The organism is Streptomyces sp. NPDC047014, from assembly GCF_040644195.1.
Taxonomy (GTDB): Bacteria; Actinomycetota; Actinomycetes; order Streptomycetales; family Streptomycetaceae; genus Streptomyces.
In genome coordinates, this window is record NZ_JBEYVX010000024.1 from 13,941 (window position 1) to 30,800 (window position 16,860).

Below are 16,860 nucleotides of genomic sequence, written 5' to 3' on the forward strand. Positions count from 1 at the left end.
CCCATCTCCCGAGGGCGGGAGCGTCCGGCCCCCGCCCCGGTCCCGGCCTCAGCTCCGCGCCTCGCGGCGGAAGGCGGCGCGGGCCCACAGGTAGCCGAGGAGGCTCAGGGCGATCCCCCAGCCCAGCGCCAGCCACCCGCTGTTGCCTATCTCCGTGCCCAGGAGCAGCCCGCGGAGGGTGTCGGTCATCGGGGTGAAGGGCTGGTACTCGGCGAACCAGCGCAGGCCGGCCGGCATGGACTCCGGCGGGACGATCGCGCTGCCGAGGAAGGGCAGGAAGGTCAGCGGCATCGGGGCGTTGCTCGCCGCCTCCACACTGCTGGCGCCCAGGCCCATCGCCGCGGAGAGCCAGGCGAGGCCGAAGGCGAGCAGCGCGAGGATGCCGAGGGCCGCGAGCCATTCCACGAGGGTGGCGTTCGGCCGGAAGCCCACCAGCAGCGCGACCCCGATGACGATGGCCAGGCTGATCATGGTCTGCACGACATTGCCGACGACGTGGCCGGTCAGGACCGAGGACCGGGATATCGACATGGTCCGGAAGCGGTTGATGATGCCCTCGGTCATGTCCGTGCAGACCGAGACGGCGGTCGAGACGGCGCCGGCGGTGGCCGCCATCAACAGGATGCCGGGGGCGACGAAGTTGGTGTAGTCGTCCCGGTCGCCCGTACCGCCACCGGGCAGTTCGATGCCGGCGCCGAGCGCGCCGCCGAAGACGTACACGAACAGCAGGAGCATCAGGACGGGCATCGCGACGATGGATATGGTCATCGAGGGGTAGCGCCGGGCGTGCGTGAGGTTGCGGCGCAGCATCGTCATCGAGTCGCGCATCGCGTAGGTGGTGCTCATCGCCGCGCCTCCTTCACCGTGTGGGCGGGGCTGGGGACGGACCGGGCGTGGTGGCGGGAGCCGTCACCGGTGAGGGCGAGGAAGACGTCGTCCAGGTCGGGCGTGTGGACGGTCAGCGCGTCGGCCTCCACCCCTGCGGCCTCCAGCAGGTCGAGTACGGAGCGCAGCGCGGGGACGCTGCCGTCGCTCGGTATCTGCAGGGTGAGCCGTTCCTCGTCGCGGGTTTCGAGGCCGAGGCCGAGCCGCCGGGCGGCGGTGTCCAGGGCCGGTTGGTCGGAGAAGCGGAGGCAGATGTGGCCGCCGGGGATCCGGCGCTTGAGCTCGTCCGCGGTGCCCTCGGCGACGATGCGGCCCTGGTCGAGGACGGCGATCCGGTCCGCGAGCTGGTCGGCCTCCTCCAGGTACTGCGTGGTGAGGAAGATGGTGACGCCGCGGGCCGTGAGCTGCTGGATCAGCTGCCACATGGTGCGGCGGCTGCGCGGGTCGAGGCCGGTGGTGGGCTCGTCGAGGAAGATCAGGCTCGGATCACCCACGAGGGTCATCGCCAGGTCCAGCTTGCGGCGCATACCGCCGGAGAAGGTCGCGGCGGTCTTGCCGGCGACCTCGGTGAGGTCGAACTGGTCGAGTAAGGCGGCGGTGCGGCGCCTGCCCTCCGCCCGGTCGAGGTGGTGCAGGTCCGCCATGAGGAGCATGTTCTCCTCGGCGGTCAGCAGCCCGTCCACCGCGGCGAACTGGCCGGTGACCCCGATCCGGCCCCGTATCGCGTCCGCCTCCCCGCGCAGGGAGTGCCCGGCCACGGTCGCTTCGCCGGCGTCGGCGGCGATGAGCGTCGACAGGATCTGGACCGTGGTGGTCTTTCCCGCGCCGTTCGGTCCGAGCAGGGCGAAGATCGTGCCCGGCTGCACCTGGAGGTCGATCCCGTCGAGGACGAGCTTGTCCCCGTACGCCTTGCGCAGGCCGGTCGCGCTGATCCCCTGGGGCGGGGCCATCCGCTCTGCCTGTTCCGTCGGATCCGTCTGATGCGTCTGATCCATCTGTTCCCTCGTGGCACTCATCGCGCCTCCTCCGATTCCTGGTGGTCGTGGGTCGGGGCCGCGGCGTCAGGCGGCGTGCGCACGCTGGATGGTGATGTCACCGAGGCTGGTCCTGGCGTGCACCTTGACGGTCTCCGCGCCCGCGGCGGGGCCTTCGGTGGCCCCGAGGGCGCTGTGGACGTTCCCCGCCTTGGAGCTGACGTCCAGCCAGGCGGCGGTGCCCTGGCGGATCCCGACGTCGAGGTTCCCGGCCTTGGTCTGGAGATCGACCGTCCCCCGCGCCACCTCCTCGATACGGACATGTCCGTTCGAGCTCTTGGACGATACGGAGCCGTGCGCGCGGCCGACGGTGATGTTCCCGTTGGCCACCTTCAGCCGCAGCTCTCCCGCCACCTCGTCCAGCCAGGTGTTGCCGTTGGAGTTCTTGATCTCGGCGTCACCGCCGATCGAGCGCACCCGCACCTCGCCCGACCCGCTGGTGATCTCGGCGTCGCCCGCCGCGCTGTCGAGGTGGATGTCCCCGTGGTGGGTCCGCAGCCGCACCGAATCGGCCCGGTCGAGCCGGATGCTGCCCGCACTGGTGCGGATCTCGCACTCCCCCAGGCTGCCCGTGCAGGTGATGTCGCCCAGCTCCAGGGTGCCGTTGAGGCGCGAGCCCTCGGGCAGGGCGACCTCGACGACGACCGCGCCGCGGGCGCTGAACAGGCCGCGCGCCTTCGGGGTGCGGACGGTCAGGGTCCCCCCGGTGAAGTCCACCCTCGTGTCCTGCGCCGCACGCTGGTCGTCCTTGTCGCCGGCGGTGCGCGGCTGGACCTCGACGACCACCTCGGCCCGGTCGGCGGTGGTGATGCGGGCGACGCCGATCTCCACATGGAGGGTCGCGGTGATGGGTCCCGTGGTCTTGTAAGAAGGCATGGCTGTCCCGTCCTCGTGGCTCTGGTGGCCGTCCCCGCTCCGGGGACGTGAAGGTGAAGAGAGTGTCGGGCCCTGGCGGGCCGAGGTAGCGCCCGCCCGCGGCGCCGGGCAGGCCCTAGCCGACCCAGCCGGTGAAGCTGCGGCCGCTGCTGCCGTGGTGGGGGGCGGGGCCCTCGGCCGGGCGGCCGCCGCCCTGTTCGAGAGCCCCGGAAACGGCTCTCACCAGCCAGGCGTTGAGCGAGAGCCCTTCCCGGGCGGCCGCCTGCTCGGCCCGCGCCTTGACGTGGCCGGGGAGCCGGAGGTTGATCCGGGCGGTCCCACCGTCCTCCCCCTCGGGCACCGGCGGAGGCGCGGAGGGCAGCTGATGCGCCGCCTCCAACGCCCCCGCCACGAAGGGCTCGTCCTGCGGCGGCGCGGTCACGACAAAGTCCGGTTCGAGTCCGCGGAGCCGCACATCGACCGACCCGGGAGCGAGCTCCCGGGTGACCTCCCCCATGGCGTCCGACAGGGCGTTCAGGAGGATCAGCCGGGTGGCCGATTCGAGCGGTGCGGTCATGCGCTCGGCGAGAGCGCGGGCTTCTTCGCCGCCCGCTTCGGCGGCCACCGCGAGCTCGTGCCGAAGGCTAGCGACATAGGGCGTCAGGTCCATGGCCCCAGCATGACACACCCATGGCACCATGTCGAGCCAATCTGGCACCACAGGTGCCACCATCTCTAAAACACCAGGTCAGCAGTGGCGCCAACCTGAGCCAATCGGAGCCATCCAGAGCCACACTGAGCCATTCCCTACCGAAAAGCCTCCGGAGTCCCCGCCCCACCCCCGTCCGTCCACCACACGCCCACGCTCAGCCGGACCAGCAGCCAGCCCCCGTCCGGCCCCCGCCGGAACTCCCACTCATAGGGGCCTCCCATCGCGAACGGAGCCCCGCTCTCCTCCGCATCCTCCGCCTTCCCCGCCTCCTCCGTGACGGCGAGGAACCACATGTAGCCGACCCCGGATGCCCGGTCCCCGCCCCCGGCGGCGCCGGCTCCCCCGTCCCCCTCCACCTCGAAATGCGCGTTCAGCACGTGGTGCTGCATACGCCGGAAGGGCGCCTCCGCCCGCTCCACCACCTCCCGGATCGCCGCACGCCCCCGCGTCACCCCCCACGGCCCGAAGTCCAGCTCCGCGTCCTCGGCCCAGCACCCGATCCAGGTGTCCCAGTCCCCGAGGTCCAGCGCCCGCCACCCCCGGATCAGCAGGCCGCGCAGCGCCTCCTTGTCCTCCAGCACCCGCACCCGCCGCGCCAGGTCCGCGTAGTCCCCGGCCCCAAGCTCCCCGTGCCCCACCGCCGCGCCCCTCACTGCGCACTCGCCACAGGCCGTACGACGATCTCGTTCACGTCGACCTCCGGCGGCTGGGACACCGCGTACGCGATCGCGTCGGCGATGGCCGAAGCCGGCAGGGCCACGGCCCGGTAGGCCCGCATCGCCTCCCGCGCGGCCGGGTCCGCGATGCCGTCGGCGAGTTCGGACTCGGTCACGCCCGGGGAGACCAGGGTGACCCGGACCCTCCCGTCCGACTCCTGGCGCAGCCCCTCCGAGATCGCCCGTACGGCGAACTTGGTGGCGCAGTAGACGGCCGCGGTGGGCGACACCTCGTACGCGCCGACGGAGGCGATGTTCACGAAGTGCCCGCCGCCCTGGGCGCGCATCACCGGCAGCCCGGCGGCGATCCCGTGCAGCACACCGCGCACGTTCACGTCGATCATCCGGTCCCACTCCGCCAGTTCCAGCGCGGCCAGCGGCGAGAGCGGCATCACGCCCGCGTTGTTGACCAGCACGTCCAGCCGCCCGTACCGCTCGGCCGCCGCGGCCACGAAGGTCCGTACGTCGTCGGCGTCCGTGACGTCCAGGCGCCGGAACTCCGCCGTCCCGCCCGCCTCGTTGATCTCCTTGCTCAGCGCCTCCAGCCGGTCCGTGCGCCGGGCGCCCAGGAGCAGCCGGTGGCCGTCCGCGCCCAGCCGCCGGGCGGCCGCCTCCCCGATCCCGCTGCTCGCGCCGGTGATCGCCACAACTTTTGTCATGCTGCCCTTCCCAGGTCCGAGAGGCGCCCGTTGGCGCCCCGGACCGAGTCTGGGCAGGCCGGAGGCCCGCAACCAGGGCGTACCGCACCCAGGCGGGCCGCCACCCCGCGCCCTAGCCTGGGGGGCATGACCGCCAACCACCTCGGAGAGTTCCTTCGCGCCCGCCGTGCGGCCCTCCAGCCCCAGGAGGTCGGCATGGCCAGCCATGGTGTGCGCCGCGTGGCCGGGCTGCGCCGCGAGGAGGTCGCCGTCCTGGCCGGTATCAACGTGGACTACTACACCCGCCTGGAACAGGGCCGCGAACGCCACCCCTCGCCGCAGGTCCTGGACTCCCTCGCCCGCGCACTGCGGCTCACCCACGACGCCCGCAGCCACCTGCACCACCTGGCCGGGTCCGGAACCGCCCCCGGAAGCCGCCGTTCCGCCGCCAGCGGCGCGGTGGACCCGGCCCTCCGCCGGCTCCTGGACGGCCAGACGGGCGCCCCGGCGTTCGTCATCGACGAGACCCTGGACGTACTCGCGGCCAACTCCCTCGCCTACGCCCTGCACTCGCCCTTCGAGCAGCCCGGCAACCTGGCCCGCATGATCTTCCTCGACCCGGCGGGCCGGCGCTTCTACGTCGACTGGGACTCCAGCGCCCGGACCGCTGCGGCCCATCTGCGCCGCGCCGCCGGGCTCGCTCCGGACGATGCCCGGCTGCGCGCCCTCGTCGGGGATCTCCGCGCGCGCAGCGCGGAGTTCGTACGGCTCTGGAACACGCACGACGTCCGCGAGAAGACCCAGGGCACCAAGCGCCTCCTGCATCCGGAGGCCGGCCCGCTGACCCTCGCCTACCAGTCCTTCGACGTTCGCGCCGCCCCCGGCCAGCAGCTCGTCGTCTACCTGCCCGCGCCCGGCAGCGCCGACGAACGCGCCCTGGAACGGCTGGGCGCCGCCGACACGGGCGGGCCCGGTACGGGAGCTTCCCGTACCGGGCCCGCGCGCACGCCGAGCCGGCCGAAGGTCAGTCCGTGATCGGGATCGCGCCGTTCACGGAGCCCGGGACGGAGACGGCCGCGCCGCCCGTCGCGACCTTCGCCGCTCGGCCCGTACGGTCACCCGCCAGCCCGCGCAGCATCTCGCCGAGGTCGATCCCCGTAGCGGAGCCCAGCAGTTCCATGCCCTGCGCCACGTTGTCCGTCACCGTCCGGGAGAGCTTCGAGGCACCGTCCGTGGAGATGACCGTCATCTTGTCGATGGCGCCGAGCGGTTCGGCCGCCTTGGCGACCACCTGCGGCAGCGCCTCCACCAGCATCTGGAGCATCGCCGCCTCCCCGTAACGCTCGAAGGCGTCCGCCCGCTGCCGCATGGCCTCGGCCTCCGCCGCGCCCTTGGCGGCGATGGCCGCGGCCTCGGCGTCGCCCTCCAGGCGGACGGCGTCGGCGATCGCGGCCCGGCGGGCCCGCTCGGCCTCACCGCGCTTGGCGCCCTCGATGGCCTCGGCCTCCGCCAGGGCCCGGCGGCGCTGCTTCTCGCCCTCACCGGTCAGACGGGCGCGCTCGGCCTCCGCCTCGGCGGCCGCGATCCCGGCCAGCCGGTCGCCCTCCGCCTGCTTGACGCGGGCGATGCGCTGGGCCTCGGCCTGCTGCTCGGCCTCGTACCGCTTGGCGTCGGCGGGCTTGCGGACCTGCGTGTCGAGCTGGCGGTCCGTCAGCGCGGCCTGGCGCTCGGCCACCTTCTCCTGCTCGGTGAGGATCTGCTGCTGACGGTCGGCGTCGGCCAGCGGACCGGCGGCGCTCGCCAGCGCGGCGGCCGCGTCGGTCTCGGCCTTGATCTCCGCCTGGCGCAGGTACAGGGTGCGCTGCGCGAGCGCGATCTCCTCCTCCGCCTTGAGCCGGGCCTGCTCGGCGGCCCGCCGGGCATTGGCCTCCGCGATATCGGCCTCCTGGCGGGCGCGGGCGGCCTCGGGGCGGCCCAGGTCCTCCAGGTAGGAGCCCTCGGTGGTGATGTCCTGGATCTGGAAGGCGTCCAGGACCAGGCCCTGCCCGGAGAGGCTGGCCTCCGCCTCCTCCGCGACCTGCCCGGCGAAGGCGGCCCGGTCGCGGATCACGTCCTCGACGGACATCCGGCCGACGATCGCGCGCAGCGCGCCGGACAGCACCTCCTGGGTGAAGCCGACGATCCCGTCCTGCTGCTGGAGGAAGCGCTGGGCGGCGGCCCGGATGGCGTCCTCGGTCCCGCCGACCTTGACGATGGCCACGCCTTCGAGGTTGGCCTTGATGCCGCGCAGGGTGACCGCGCCGCGCACCGCGACGGGGATGTGCCGGCTGGACAGGTCCAGGCTGTAGCGCTGCTGGACGAACGGGACGACGAACACGCCCCCGCCGACCACGACCTTCTGGCCGCTGTTGTCGGTGAACACCTGCCCGGTGTCGGGATCGGTGGACCGCTTCCCGCGCCGTCCGGTGATGATGAACGCCTCGCTGGGGCCGGCCACCTTGTAGCGGGTGACGACGACGAGGGCCAGCAGCACCAGGAGTACGACGACTCCGATGGCAGCCGTGGCGACTGGACTCATGAGAATTTCCCCCTGCCTCCCCGAAGGGGCAGATCGGTGAATGGACTACGTGTGGCGGGCGCGCGGCGGCTCAGCGCTGGACGGCGCGGCGGCTCAGCGCTGGATGGCGCGGACGGCCACCGAGGTCAGCGACGGCGTCGCCGTCACCCAGATCTCGGCCCCGCGCTCCACCGGCGCGTCGGCGGTGGCGGCGTACTTGACCGGCTGCCCCGCGAGCGACAGCAGCACTTCGCCGTACCCGCCGCGCGGGATGGCGGTGACGACCCGTCCGGCGACCCCGACCAGATCGGCCCGCTGCGGCGCGCCGCCGCCGTCCCCGAGCAGGGTCCGGCTCAGGCGGTAGGCCCCCCAGGCCGCACCCGTACCGGCCAGGGCCCCCGCGGCGGCCGCCGCTCCCGGCCCGAGTCCCGTGGACCCGAGCACGATCGCCCCCGTGAAACCGAGCATCGAAATGAAGCCCGCGACCACCGGGAGCGACAGCCACCCGTCGAACAGTCCGCCCAGAGCGCCGTCGAAAACTCCCTCCAGCACCCCGTCGAACACCAGCGCGGTGGCCAGCACCACGATTCCCCCGATGCCGAGCCCAAGAAACCAGCCCATGGGCCACCTCCCCCGTCTGACCACCGTTTCCGCCGGACACCGACAGAATGCCTGCGGCCCGGACGAGCGCACATTGCCTGCCGTCGGCAATCTTTACGCTCCTTTAACGCACCCCGGGGTGAGCCGTGGGCAAGCCTCCCGGGCTGCGCCGCGCCGCTTCCGGGTGTAGAAGCGCTGTACGAGACGAGAGGAGGCCCGATGGAAGCGACGGTGCTGCTCGTCGCCCTCGTCCTCGCCGCGCTGGTGATCAGTACGGCGGTCGAGGAGCTGCGCACCCCCGGCCGGGGCCGGGCCCGTTGGGCCTTCCTCAGGGACGGCAGGGCCCTGGCGGCCGGCGCCATACTGGTCCTCGTACTGGGCTGCTTCGGCTGGATCCTCGGCGGCGGCCAGGGCCTGCTCTGGGCCTGCCTCGCCGGGTTCCTGGCCGCGTACGCGACGAACTCGCGCGGCCGGGACACGTAGGTCCGGCGGTGCGGCTCAGCCCTGGTCCCCCTCGGGCCAGCCCAGCAGCCGGGCCCCGATCGCCGCGGTCTGGAGGGTGTAGCGGTGCCGCGGGTCGGCCGGATCGTGCCGGGTGAGGGTGTGGATGCGCTGGAGGCGGTACGTGAGCGCCCGCACGCTGAGCGAGAGCAGGCGGGCGGCCTCGGTGGCCACGCAGCCGGTGTCGAAGTAGGCGTGCAGGGTGTCGAGCAGCGGCCCGGCCCCGCCGCGGGCCTGGCGCAGCGGGCCGAGGGTGCTCTCCACCAAGTCCTCCATGGCCTGCCGGTCGCGGCCGAGGACCGGGTAGACCAGCAGGTCCGCCGCGTACAGCACCGGGCCCTCCAGGCCGACCCGCCCGGCGAGGTCGAGGGCGCCCAGCGCCTCCTCGTAGGACTGGACCACCCCGCCCGGCCCGGGGTGGGTCCGCCCGACGGCCACGCGACCGCCGTCCGTGGCCGCGTACGCCCGCTTCGCGAAGTAGGTCAGGACCTCGGGCTGGTCCCCGGAGGCCACGCAGACCAGCCGGCCGTCCTTGGTCGCCACCAGGATGTGCCGCTTGCCGAAGCGGGAGAGCACCGCCTCCTCGATGCCGCGGGCGACGGGGAAGCCGTCGTCGTACGGCTCGCGCGCCTCGGCCACGGCCACCCCGTGCGCCTGCGACAGCCGCAGGCCGAAGCGGGCGGCGCGCTCCGCGAGCCGGCCCAGGTCGCTGCGGCCGTAGAGCAGGTCGTCGATGAACTCCCGCCGAGCCCCCTCCTCGCGGCGGACGGCGTCGTTCTGCGCGCGTTCGTAGCCCTCGACGAAGGCGTCCACGGCCTGTTCCGCCGGGCCGAACATGCGCACCCCCTGGGCGGGCGGGAGCTGTGCCTGCGCCTGGTGGGCGGCGGCGAGGTGGGCGCGTATCAGGAGCCGGAGCCGGACCCCGGCCTCGGCCGCCCGCGTACCTTCCCGGCGGCGGCCCTCCAGCTCGTCGCGCGTGAGCCGGCGGCCCGTGGCGCAGGCGTCGCCGAGCATCCGCCGGTAGTCCTCCAGGAACTCCTCGGCCGCGTACAGGTCCGCCACCGTCTTTCCCCTCCCCCGATGCGTGATCACGTGTGATCGACAGGGCACCAGGGTGTCACGGCTGTCCGGGGACTCCCGTCCCGCCGACCGGGGCTGTGGACAACCCGGTCCGGCTCACTGACCTGGGGTGGCGGCGGTGTGCCGGCCGAGGAGTTCGGCCAGGCCGCGGCGGGTGGCCGCCACCACGACCCGGTCGGGCGCCGTCAGGACGTAGCCGGGGTGCAGCTCCCAGACCAGCCCCGCAGCGGGGCCGGTCCGCTCCTCGGGGGCCACGGACAGATCCGGACGCCGGTCCTCCGGAGCGCTGGTGTCGAGGGCGACCACCCGCCAGGCTCCCGGACGGAACGACTCCGCGACGGTCCGCCCCTCCAGCCGCGGATGCCCGGCCACCTCCAGTACGGCGAACAGCAGCACGCGCCGCTCCACCGGTACGGCCCCGAGGATCCGACGGCCCATCATGGCGCCCGCGAAGGCCGGCGCGGCCAGGTGCGTGACGCTGCGGCTGCGCGTGAGGGCGTCGGGGTGGGCGGTGCGCAGGGTGCGGTAGACGGCGGTGGCGAAGTCGTCCTCGTACAGCCGCATCACCACCCGCAGGTCGGAGCGGACCGCCCGCGCGTACAGGGCCGATTCCAGGTTGGTGGTGTCCGAGCTGGTCACCGCCAGCAGGGCGTGCGCGCGGTGGACACGTGCCGCCTCCAGCACCCCTTCCTCCGTGACATCACCGAGCACCACGGGGACGCGCAGCCGCCGCGCGAGGGGGATCCCCCGGGCCTCGGGGTCCGATTCCACGCAGACGACGGGGATCTCCAGCTCGCGCAGCCGGGCCAGCACCCGGGTCCCGATCTTGCCCAGCCCCAGCAGCACCACGTGCCCCGACAGCCCCCGGGGCACCCGGCGCAGGGCCGTCGCGGTGCGGAAGGCGCCCAGCCCTTCCAGGGCCGCCGCCACGAGCACGGGCAGCAGGAGCAGCCCCACGATGCCGGCCAGGATCTGGAGCAGCTTGCGTCCGGGCGGCTCCGCCACGGCCGGCTCGTTGATCGCGAACAGGTCGAGCAGGGTGACGTAGGCGGCGTGCACCGGATGGTCCCCCGTGGTCACCCATGCCGCCACGGCCAGGGCGGCCACCGCAGCGGCCACCCCGGCGAGCGACCACCGCAGCCGTCGCGAGAACAGCGAGGCGACGGGCAGGGCCGTCGCGGCCAGCCGGAGCGGCGCGGTGGGGCCGACGTAGGACACCGCCTCCAGCGCCACGATGCCCCGGCCGGTCGCGGCGGCGACGGCCCGGTCGTCGGGCAGCAGCCGCGGCCCCCGGCTCCCGCTCCCGTCCGGCCCGTCCGGGCCCTCGGATCCCTCCGTTCCGGCCGGGTCGCCGGTGGTCGCGGACAGCAGCGCGAGGGTGCAGAGCCCCGGGTCCGCGACCTGCCCGGGCCCCGGAGGCGTACGCTCCACCGCCCGCAGCAGCAGCCCGTCGGCCTGGACGACCTTGCTGGTCCCGGCCACGGCCGAGGCGGCGAGGGCGGGTGCGGCCGTATCGGCGTCGGAGAGCACGGTGGTCGAGGCGTCCAGCTCGCGCAGGTCGAGCCCCGGCTCGGCGACCACGGCCGCCTGGTCCAGAAGCTCCTCCAGGTGCTGGCCGAGCCTGCGGTTGTAGAGCCGGATCACCAGCCGGAGCCTCGGGTTGAGCCGGCGGGCCACCAGCGCGGCCCGCAGATTCGTCTCGTCGTCCTCGTACACGAGGGCCAGCGCGGCGGCGCTCGCGACCCCCGCCGCGATCAGCACCTCCTCCTCCGGCTCCGCCGCCTCCACCACCCACGGCCCCGCCTCACCACCGGCGCGCCGGCTCCCGGGCACCCCGCCCCGCCGGCGCACGGCGGGCTGCGGCGCCCGCGCGGTGGGCACGACGAGCGTCACCCGCTCCCGGTACACGTCCTGGAGCTCCCGGGCCAGCCGCCGGGCGAGCCCGTCGTCCCCACAGACGACCATCCGCCCTTCGGGCACGGTGAGTTGAGAGATCGAAGCCACCCTCCCAGAATGCCTGCCCAAGCCCCCGACCGCACCGGAACGATCACACGGGAGCGATCTCCTCGACCCTGCCGAGCCAGAGCAGATCGCGAGCCCGGGTCATCGCCACGAACAACTGACTGCGCAGCAACTCCCCGCGTTCCTTGACGGTCTGCGCCGTCTCCGTCCCGCCGGCCGCCTCGCCCGGCCTGCCGGTGGCGAACACCTCGTCATGACGGGGCAGGAAGACGTTCTTGAACTCCAGCCCCTTGGCGCGGCGATAGGTGCCCAGCTTGACCGCCCCGACGACATGACCGTCGTAACTCTCCAGAGGGCACACCGGAATCCCGGCCCGGCTCAGCACCCGCTGGTAGTGCTCCAGTGCCGCTCTGGAGGCGCAGAGCAGCGCGGTGTCGGCGAGGGCGCCGTCGGGAAGATCCCGTACCGCGCGCACCAGTTCCCGGTCGTGGGCGTCGAGCGTGGGCGCGGCCACGCGGACGACGTCGCCGTCGTGGTAGGTGAGGTCGACGTCGCGGCGGCCCGGCGTCCGCTGCCCGTCCAGGTCCTCGAAGGCGTCGTCGGCCACGACGGCGAGCGCCGCGTCCAGGATCCGTTCGCTGTTGCGGTAGTTGGTGCGCAGCACCTGCCCGCGGTCGCCGCGGATGTCGATGCCGGCGTCGGTGAGGCGGAAGCCGCCCGGATACACGGTCTGCTGGCCGTCGCCGACGAGCAGCAGCCCGTTGGGTACGTCACCGACCAGCGCGTGCAGCAGACGTACCCCGACCAGCGTGAGGTCCTGCACCTCGTCCACGATGACGGCGGCGTACCGGGGCGCTTCCTCCTCCGCGGCCTCGGCCAGGGCCAGCGAGAGCACGTCGTTGAAGTCGTGCACCCCGCGCTCGGCGCGCAGCGCCTCGTACGCCTCGTAGAGCTCCCAGACCCACTGCCGGTGCGTACGGTGCAGGCGCGCCTGCCGGCGCCGCCGGGGGACGGTGGCGTACTCCTCGAAGCGGGTGAGGCCGCGGCCCTTGACGACGTAGTCGATCTCCTCGCGCCAGTACCTCGGGGCGGGGTCGAGCCCGGCCAGCGGACCCTCCCGGCCGACGTTCTTCCAGGCCAGGCTGAAGGCGGTCTCGGCCTTGCCGCCGCTGAGCCGCACCGGCACACCGCGCTCCTGCAGGAACTCCTGTGCCCAGGAGTGCAGACTGCGGAAGTCCACCCGGTCGGCGACGGCGGGTGCCATGGCCCGGAGGAAGGTGCTCTGCACGCGGGGCAGGTTGTTGGCGAAGGTGACGTAGAGGATCCGCCCGGTGGTACGCCGGGCCAGGTGGACGGCCCGGTGCAGCGCGACAACGGTCTTGCCGGTGCCGGCCGGGCCGCTGATGCGTGCGGGGCCGGACCAGTTGCGGCGTACGAGGGCCACTTGATCGGGATGCAGGAAGGTCATCCACTGCTCGATCGAAGCCTCCCGCGCCTCGGCGAGCACCGCCTCCCGCAGCCCGTCCAGCTCGAACAGCCCGTCCCCGAGGCCCGTCCCCCTGTCACGGGGCGCCTCCTCCAGGGCCACCCCGCGGTACCCGGGCAACACCCGCTCCAGGTGATCGGCGACGGCCCGCACCGCCTCCCCCCGCACCCGCTGCCGCTCGCCCAGCAGCACGGCCCCGACTTCGCCGTCCCCCAGCACCCGCACCCGCCCGGCCCCACCGCCGCCGGGCTGCGGTACGCCGGCCTGCCGCTGGGCGTCACGCCCCTGCCCGGGGAGCACCAGAACCGGATGGACCGCCACCGGCGACATCCCGAGCGAGGCCACCGCGCTCTCCGCGACCTTCGTGGCGGCGAGCAGCCCGCCGTCCCCCTCACCCGGCCGGTCCAGCACCCGTAGGACGAAGACCCCGCCGGGCCCGACCAGCAGCAGGTCGCCGCCCCCGGCCCGCCCGACGAGCAACCGCCACCCGCGCGCCGTCAGCACCAGCAACTGCGCGAGAACCCGCCGCTCCCCCTCCCCGGCACCACCCCACCGCGCCACCTGCCGCCGAGCGACCTCCCACTGCTCCCGCAGCAACCGCTCCCGCCGCCGCACCTCTTGCGAAGCCCCGACCCCCACGCCCGCCCCCTCACCACAACGTCCCCCATCCAGGGAACACTGCCCACCCCGCCCCCCTCCCCACGCCCCGGCAAGACATCCGAGGAGGCCGCACTCCGGATCACGGACCTCCCTCATGCGCCGAGCACGTCGGAGATGAGTAGTAGTGCCCGTACAGGCGGTACACCATCTCGTCCGGAGACGTGATCATGCGTGCCTGCCGCCAGGCGATGTCGTAGGAGAGGGATCCCTTCCCCCGCCGCCACAGACAGAAAGCCCGCACGCTGGTGAACGGCGAGAGCAGCGCCCGCCAGAGCAGAGGTCTCACCGGGACGCCCCCCGCTCAGGCCCACCCGGCGTCACAAGAGGGCTCGCCGGACCGGAGTCGGCACGGAGCGCCGTCGAGCCGCCCGCGAACGCGTTCAGCGCTTCGAGCAGGGCAAGCATGGCCTTCTCCTGTCGATCGGTGTCATTGAAGCCGCGGCCGACGCTTTCCCACTGTTCGAGGAGGGGCTGCCACCAACTTCCACAAGCCCTGATGGACCGTGCGAGACGTTGGAGTTCGGCAACGTGCTCGTCCGCCAACGTGCCGGGGCGCCGTTCGAGCCGGTCCAGGACCAGCAGGTCGGGGTGGTCGTACAACTGCGCCTTGAGAAAGCGCAAGCGTCGGACCCGGTCCTCGTCGGCACGATTCTGGGCGACCACCTGACGGCCCTCGGCCGACAACCGCAGTGTGGCGCGCGCGTGCAGAATCCGGTACGGCCCGGTACTGGTGCCGCGCAGATCGCGTAGGACAGCGTTGACGGCGTCCTGTGCGGCGTGCGGATCAGCTGCCTCGCAGCGTCCTGCGACTTCGGCCGCCACTTGATGCACCCGGAAGCGGACCAGGTCCTCCAGGTTGGAGCCCGTACGCCATGCCGGCCGCCAGACGATGACGAAGCCCGCTCCGAAGGGAACTCCGGCCGTGGCGCTCGCCAGGAGCCGCTGATGGGGACACGCAGTGGTGCGCTCCGCACGCTGCCAGGGCCATCTCACGCCGACCCCGTTTCGAGTGTGAACACCGAGCGGAGCCGTGGGTCGACCAGATGCTGATGGAAGTCCTCCGCCACGTCGACGCCCTCAACGATCAACGGCGCGTCGGCGAGGGCCCGCATGAAAGCCCAGTACGCCTGGAACAGGCCATTGCCCCGCAGGATGTGCACGAGACGGTCGCGCAACCGCTCGTACCCGACGGTGTCGGCGGCGTACGAGCCGATCCACTTCGTCAGCTCGGGGATGACCTCCTGCGCGGTGGCCGCGTCACCGAGGAGGTCCCGCAACGCACGGTCGACGTCGATGTCGGCCGCTTCCTCGGAGATGAGCCACGGTACCTTCGTATGCTCCTTCCCCATCAGGGCGAGGAAGGCGAGACTGCCGGACCTGACCGAGACCTTGGCAGCCTGCCAAGCGGTGACTTCGGCAACGAGCATGGCGGTGCGAGACGGTCGCGGCACCAGCTCCTTCATGACCGAGAAGACGTGGAACCGAGTCTCGGGATCGTTGCTCTTGTAGGCGATCCGGCGCAGCCGTACCAACGCCATCTTGGCTGCGGACGGCCCCGAGGATTCATCCAGGAGCACGTTGCGGCAGGTGTCGACCACTGTGCGGGTGTACTCCTGCTGGCCGGCCCACCGGTACAGCGTGGCCCAGGCGGCCCGACCGGCGTGCTCGTCACCCACGGCGCGCAGCAGCACGGCACCGAGCAACTCCGGATTCTTGGCGCACGCGATGCCTCCCAGCGTGTCCAGATGGTCGGCGGTACCGTGCCGCAGGACGAGACCGGCCAGAGCCTCGGCCATCGGCCGGGTCGACACAGAGCCGTCGCCGGGCTGGGTGAGCCAGACGAGCAAGGGCCGGCGCATCACCTCGTAGTTGTCCCACACATAGGCAAGGACGGCCCGTCCGTAGGCGCGCTGGTCGAAGACCACGGCGTCGTGCGCATCCACCCGGGCCCCTACGTCTTGGATGCGGCGGCGCATACCTCGCCCGGCGAAGACGGACTGGACCAGCGCTTCGGCGGCGGGCCTGTCTCTGCTCGGCGCCGTGAGCAGGCTTCGCAGGCTGCCCGCCATGGCCGCTACTTCCGTCATGGGCGCGGACTGACAGACAGCCAGTGCCAGCAGCAGACACCGGTCCTCCACGGTGAGCGAGGCGCTCGGCCCGTCGGACGTGGCAGTCGTCTCGCCGAACAGGACGTCCAGTTTCTGCCTCCAGTCCGACAGAGCGGCTGCCAGACGCCCCGCGAAATCGGGCGACCTCTCCTGCGTGGCCGTCCGCACCCCGATGGGCGGCAGCTCGGTCTGCCGACTGTGGTACTCCTCCCACACCGCCATCGCGGTGACGGCGGCGCGCACCGCTTCGACCGCGTTGAGTCCACGCAGGGAGACAGCCGCCTCATCGAGAGACTGGACGTGGGACACCAGCTGGGGATGTCCGCGGTACTCCAAGTGCTTCTCGATCACGAGCTCCGGCTCGGGCGGCGCGTCGAGATGTACGACCTTGACGTCACTGCGAACGCTGAGGTAATGGTCCGGCCAGAGCTCCTTCGCCACGGTCATCACCAGGAAGGAACGTGCCGATGCGAGTGCCTCGGCATGCCGGGTGAGCGAGTCGAGGAAGTCGGCCGAAAGTCGATCCGTACGCGTGTCCTTGAGGTCGACTTGGTAAGCGTGCCGGTGGTCGATCGGAAGCCGGCCCCGACTGGGCGCGTTCCAGTCGGCATCGAGTTTCACCAGCGTGGTGTCCGCATCAATACAGCGCGCCAGCAGATGGAGCGCGAAGGTCGTGGAGCCGAACGAGCGTGGTGCCACAACCAGGAGGACGCGCGGTCGCAGAAGGCGCGTCTCCCCGTGGACGACTTGGTCCCAGGCTTCCTTCCAACGCCCCGACAGAACGAAGGGTTGCTCGAGGATCTCCCGTCGATCGCGCTCCACACCTTCGAGCACGTCCCGCTTGCGTGTCTCTTGACGCAGGTTGAACTCAGCGATGTGCCCCGCAGCCACATTGGCTTGTTCGATGTGGAGGCCGCCGGACCGATGAGGCGGCACAGACGCGGGAGCGGGGAAGTCCGGAGCTGTGCCATCGGACTTCGGCTCCTGCGGTTCTTCGGACGCGGGCACGCTGAAAGCGCCTTCTGCCATGGATTCGTTCCTCTACTGGAGGCCGTTAGGAGTGATA

15 protein-coding genes are annotated in these 16,860 nt (G+C 72.8%); 2 read left to right on the top strand and 13 right to left on the bottom strand.

All coding sequences use genetic code 11. From position 1 onward, the window contains the following. Window positions 1–48: 48 nt before the first annotated feature. The 6 genes from ABZ873_RS16315 to ABZ873_RS16340 form a co-directional block, all read right to left on the bottom strand. Window positions 49–846, bottom strand: a complete 798-nt coding sequence (locus ABZ873_RS16315) for an ABC transporter permease (RefSeq protein ID WP_360871471.1) — start codon at window positions 844–846, stop codon at window positions 49–51. After that, a complete protein-coding gene (locus ABZ873_RS16320; RefSeq protein ID WP_360871624.1) occupies window positions 843–1,835 on the bottom strand; it encodes an ATP-binding cassette domain-containing protein in 993 nt (330 codons plus the stop codon). Before ABZ873_RS16320 ends, ABZ873_RS16315 begins: the two co-directional genes overlap by 4 nt. Window positions 1,836–1,946: 111 nt before the next feature. Next, a complete protein-coding gene (locus ABZ873_RS16325; RefSeq protein WP_360871474.1) occupies window positions 1,947–2,795 on the bottom strand; it encodes a DUF4097 family beta strand repeat-containing protein in 849 nt (282 codons plus the stop codon). 115 nt (window positions 2,796–2,910) lie between these two features. Beyond that, window positions 2,911–3,444 carry a toxin-antitoxin system HicB family antitoxin gene (locus ABZ873_RS16330; RefSeq protein WP_360871477.1) on the bottom strand — a complete coding sequence of 178 codons (534 nt, stop codon included), beginning with the start codon at window positions 3,442–3,444 and terminating at the stop codon, window positions 2,911–2,913. Between the two features lie 137 nt (window positions 3,445–3,581). After that, entirely contained in the window at window positions 3,582–4,124 is a 543-nt protein-coding gene (locus ABZ873_RS16335; RefSeq protein WP_360871478.1) for a nuclear transport factor 2 family protein, read from the bottom strand. Between the two features lie 11 nt (window positions 4,125–4,135). Then, entirely contained in the window at window positions 4,136–4,861 is a 726-nt protein-coding gene (locus ABZ873_RS16340; RefSeq protein WP_360871482.1) for an SDR family oxidoreductase, read from the bottom strand. 126 nt (window positions 4,862–4,987) lie between these two features. Between ABZ873_RS16340 and ABZ873_RS16345 the strand changes: the two genes are divergently transcribed. Then, window positions 4,988–5,875, top strand: a complete 888-nt coding sequence (locus ABZ873_RS16345) for a helix-turn-helix transcriptional regulator (RefSeq protein WP_360871485.1) — start codon at window positions 4,988–4,990, stop codon at window positions 5,873–5,875. On the opposite strand, the gene ABZ873_RS16350 is transcribed toward ABZ873_RS16345, so the two are convergent. Beyond that, window positions 5,865–7,418: an SPFH domain-containing protein gene (locus tag ABZ873_RS16350; protein WP_360871488.1), complete on the bottom strand. Its 1,554-nt coding sequence runs from the start codon at window positions 7,416–7,418 to the stop codon at window positions 5,865–5,867. The genes ABZ873_RS16345 and ABZ873_RS16350 overlap by 11 nt on opposite strands. A gap of 93 nt (window positions 7,419–7,511) precedes the next feature. Next, window positions 7,512–8,018 (bottom strand): hypothetical protein, encoded by a 507-nt coding sequence (locus ABZ873_RS16355; protein WP_360871491.1) that lies wholly within the window; start codon window positions 8,016–8,018, stop codon window positions 7,512–7,514. A 198-nt stretch (window positions 8,019–8,216) separates the two neighbouring features. Here ABZ873_RS16355 and ABZ873_RS16360 point away from each other — a divergent pair, with 198 nt between their 5' ends. Next, entirely contained in the window at window positions 8,217–8,480 is a 264-nt protein-coding gene (locus ABZ873_RS16360; protein WP_360871494.1) for a hypothetical protein, read from the top strand. Window positions 8,481–8,495: 15 nt separating this feature from the next. Here the strand turns inward: ABZ873_RS16360 and ABZ873_RS16365 are convergent, their stop codons facing one another. From ABZ873_RS16365 to ABZ873_RS16385, 5 genes are all read right to left on the bottom strand, one after another. Next, entirely contained in the window at window positions 8,496–9,512 is a 1,017-nt protein-coding gene (locus ABZ873_RS16365) for a helix-turn-helix domain-containing protein (protein WP_360871626.1), read from the bottom strand. A 162-nt stretch (window positions 9,513–9,674) separates the two neighbouring features. Then, window positions 9,675–11,543 carry an NAD-binding protein gene (locus ABZ873_RS16370; RefSeq protein ID WP_360871629.1) on the bottom strand — a complete coding sequence of 623 codons (1,869 nt, stop codon included), beginning with the start codon at window positions 11,541–11,543 and terminating at the stop codon, window positions 9,675–9,677. Window positions 11,544–11,625: 82 nt separating this feature from the next. Then, window positions 11,626–13,665, bottom strand: a complete 2,040-nt coding sequence (locus ABZ873_RS16375) for a UvrD-helicase domain-containing protein (protein ID WP_360871497.1) — start codon at window positions 13,663–13,665, stop codon at window positions 11,626–11,628. A 303-nt stretch (window positions 13,666–13,968) separates the two neighbouring features. Next, window positions 13,969–14,508, bottom strand: coding sequence for a hypothetical protein (locus ABZ873_RS16380; protein WP_360871500.1), 540 nt, complete (start codon window positions 14,506–14,508; stop codon window positions 13,969–13,971). 167 nt (window positions 14,509–14,675) lie between these two features. Next, window positions 14,676–16,823, bottom strand: coding sequence for a hypothetical protein (locus ABZ873_RS16385; RefSeq protein WP_360871502.1), 2,148 nt, complete (start codon window positions 16,821–16,823; stop codon window positions 14,676–14,678). Window positions 16,824–16,860 lie beyond the last annotated feature (37 nt).

Bases quoted from the DNA above. Each gene is read 5' to 3' on its own strand.
- ABZ873_RS16315 (WP_360871471.1), bottom strand. From the start codon at position 846: ATGAGCACCACCTACGCGATGCGCGACTCGATGACGATGCTGCGCCGC.
- ABZ873_RS16320 (WP_360871624.1), bottom strand. From the start codon at position 1,835: ATGGCCCCGCCCCAGGGGATCAGCGCGACCGGCCTGCGCAAGGCGTAC.
- ABZ873_RS16325 (WP_360871474.1), bottom strand. From the start codon at position 2,795: ATGCCTTCTTACAAGACCACGGGACCCATCACCGCGACCCTCCATGTG.
- ABZ873_RS16330 (WP_360871477.1), bottom strand. From the start codon at position 3,444: ATGGACCTGACGCCCTATGTCGCTAGCCTTCGGCACGAGCTCGCGGTG.
- ABZ873_RS16340 (WP_360871482.1), bottom strand. From the start codon at position 4,861: ATGACAAAAGTTGTGGCGATCACCGGCGCGAGCAGCGGGATCGGGGAG.
- ABZ873_RS16345 (WP_360871485.1), top strand. From the start codon at position 4,988: ATGACCGCCAACCACCTCGGAGAGTTCCTTCGCGCCCGCCGTGCGGCC.
- ABZ873_RS16350 (WP_360871488.1), bottom strand. From the start codon at position 7,418: ATGAGTCCAGTCGCCACGGCTGCCATCGGAGTCGTCGTACTCCTGGTG.
- ABZ873_RS16355 (WP_360871491.1), bottom strand. From the start codon at position 8,018: ATGGGCTGGTTTCTTGGGCTCGGCATCGGGGGAATCGTGGTGCTGGCC.
- ABZ873_RS16360 (WP_360871494.1), top strand. From the start codon at position 8,217: ATGGAAGCGACGGTGCTGCTCGTCGCCCTCGTCCTCGCCGCGCTGGTG.
- ABZ873_RS16365 (WP_360871626.1), bottom strand. From the start codon at position 9,512: ATGCTCGGCGACGCCTGCGCCACGGGCCGCCGGCTCACGCGCGACGAG.
- ABZ873_RS16370 (WP_360871629.1), bottom strand. From the start codon at position 11,543: ATGGTCGTCTGTGGGGACGACGGGCTCGCCCGGCGGCTGGCCCGGGAG.
- ABZ873_RS16385 (WP_360871502.1), bottom strand. From the start codon at position 16,823: ATGGCAGAAGGCGCTTTCAGCGTGCCCGCGTCCGAAGAACCGCAGGAG.